The following is a 2534-nucleotide window of genomic DNA, read 5'->3' on the forward strand; positions in this document are numbered from 1 at the left end:
CAAAGAGAGTATTAACTTCCGCAATCACGTAAACAAGCTTCCCGTCGCAAGCTATCCCAATAAACTAAGTGAATATGTCGCGGGCTGTGCAGACAAGAAGGGAATTTGTTATAGGTTTGCAACTCATTATGACGACAACTATTTTAGCTATTTGAGTTCCAATGAAGACAGCGCATTAAGAATACTTCAACAACTTCAAGGAATTCTGAATACTTGGACTAACAGCAAAGCTGTTAAACAAGTTTCAGTAGGCGATATTAGACGCTTAGTTTGTCCAGAGCAGAAATTTGATGACCTGATAGAAGTCAGACAAAGATTGAATTTGGATGAATTTGAGAAGAAGGTATTGAACGCAAACTTCAGCATTCAACATGCAGACCTTCATGGATTAAACATATTAGTATCAAAAGAATTAAATCCCATTTTGATAGATTATGGTGATATTAAGTACGCACCATCTGTTCTTGATATAGTGACTCTGGAATTAAGCCAGTATTTCCACCCAGCCCACAGAGAGCATACGATCCCTGATATAGATTTGATCAACAATTGGTTTAATGGCGAAACGTTCGTATCGTTAAACAAGTTTCCACGCGTTGCTGAATTTCTTCGACAATGGAAGTCAGAAAACTGCTTTATGGAAAGAGAATACGTTGCGACAGTGTATTCCTATGCTCTACGACAATTGAGTTATGAGGGGACAAATAAAGAGATTGCAATCCGACTCATTGAAGTTTCAATAGCTGCATTTAAGTAGTAACAAGGTTTAACCGCTTGCTAACTAAGAATGTGAATTACTGTATTTATACTGCGGTAAAGTAGATTTAATAAAAACCTTAAAGAAATTTGGAGAATAGTGTGAGTAGAGGGATATTAAACTTTTTGATTGAAGATAGAGCCTACGGTTCCTCTAATAAAGAGTGGATAATTGAACTTCAGCAAACACAAATGTACTGGTACGAACTTCTCGTAAATCCACATGATCAAGTGGATACTAGAAAACATATTTCCGAACAAGTTAAGTTTCTTAAGAAAGAAGTGGAATCATGTCTAGAAAAAAGATTCATTTATTTCATTTGCTCTAGGAAAAAAGTGAGGTTCTGCTCTAAAACGCCTCCAGTACCTACGCCCTACCATGGATTTATGAAAATAAGGGTACTAGTTGGGAGAGAGAAAAAATCTCAAGAGTTTGTCGCTCACGCTCTTTACGATGAAAATGACCAATTTGTTATGCCTGAAATAGATAGTACAGGCAGATTTATTGTATTTCCTCATCCCAGTGGCTATAAACAGATATTTTCAATCCACGATTATTTACTAGAGTTTGGAATTAATCTCGGTTTTTCAACAAAAGTTGAGTACGTTGGGAAAACAAAGAATCCTAATAATAGACCCCTAAATAGAGTTCATGGTGGTTTGAATGATGTTTTATACAACGTATCAAATGAAGATAACGACATTATAATATACTTTAATTTATTCAAAGTAACCAGTAGAGCTACAGGCAACAAATACAATATTAAATATAACGTGGCTAACTCCATGATGGATGAGGTAAAAGTTGAGCAAGAAGGTGACATAATAGAAAAGTCGTTCAGATTTTACTTTAACCCTGACACCCAAGACAAAAATAAAGACAAAGAGCGTCGAGAAATTTTCAACGATTTAAAAGAGATATCTAAGTTTAACAAAATAAATAAAATCCATATTCTTTTCGAGGTTGACGATAAAAGCGAATACTACAAATTCTACTCGTCAACAGTCACACCAAAGCATGCTCATTGTCTAACAGTTGAACTTAATGACAACGATATAAATATTAAAGATTTAAATTGCAGTATAGAAGATTTCATAGAAAGCAATAATAATAATTAGAAAATTATAATGCCAATAAAGATAATCGGCTTCACGCCGCTTTGTCCTGACTTTCCAAGCTGAAAGTTTAAAAATGCCACCCCGATGAATTTGGTAAAACATTAGGCTTGCAGTCATTTATGACGCTTTTCACATTTTGCTTTGCATATGATGTGTATTGAGTTGAGCAAACGTCTGCTTTTGGAAAATATGAGACTGTCGGATTTAATTAAGTCCTATGAGTCGAACTCAACAGTTTAAGTTGAGACTTATTTATATAAGTTGTTTTCAAAACTTAAATAACCAACCTATATCGCGCCGACACAGCTCCCTCTTCTCGTCAATATTCATCTCTGCAATTGCTTTTTTTGCTTCATCTTCTGGAAGACTGAGTTTTGTCATTAAACCTTGTGAAATTGCACTATGAACTATTTCGCACACTCGCGACAAATCAAACTTTTGGAGCCTTGTAACAGATCTGTTTGACAGACATCCAGTATGTTTACAGAGAGAGCAATCCTCCCGGTTACTTTTAAGAACCGTTTCGAAGAGAGATGAATCGTTCAATACACCAGTTCGAATAATTTTCAATTCAGCGTACTTTTCTAGGAATTTTTTCAGGGCAGTTGATTTGCTATTCTTGATCGCATTGAAGATATCCTTGACAACATATGGCTTAC

General features: G+C 35.4%; 2 protein-coding genes and 1 pseudogene. 2 read left to right on the forward strand and 1 reads right to left on the reverse strand.

The window, feature by feature from the left end:
* Together Q3O60_RS17470 and Q3O60_RS17475 are read left to right on the forward strand one after the other, a co-directional pair.
* Positions 1–757: pseudogene (locus Q3O60_RS17470) on the forward strand (response regulator); the annotation flags it as partial.
* 101 nt (positions 758–858) lie between these two features.
* The gene (locus tag Q3O60_RS17475; protein WP_305895209.1) at positions 859–1875 is read left to right on the forward strand and encodes a hypothetical protein; all 1017 of its coding nucleotides are present in this window, start codon (positions 859–861) and stop codon (positions 1873–1875) included.
* 267 nt (positions 1876–2142) lie between these two features.
* Here the strand turns inward: Q3O60_RS17475 and Q3O60_RS17480 are convergent.
* Positions 2143–2534: hypothetical protein (locus Q3O60_RS17480; protein WP_305895210.1), on the reverse strand; the 392-nt coding region annotated here is incomplete at its 5' end.

It is taken from the genome of Alkalimonas collagenimarina (assembly GCF_030717845.1).
GTDB lineage: Bacteria > Pseudomonadota > Gammaproteobacteria > Enterobacterales > Alteromonadaceae > Alkalimonas > Alkalimonas collagenimarina.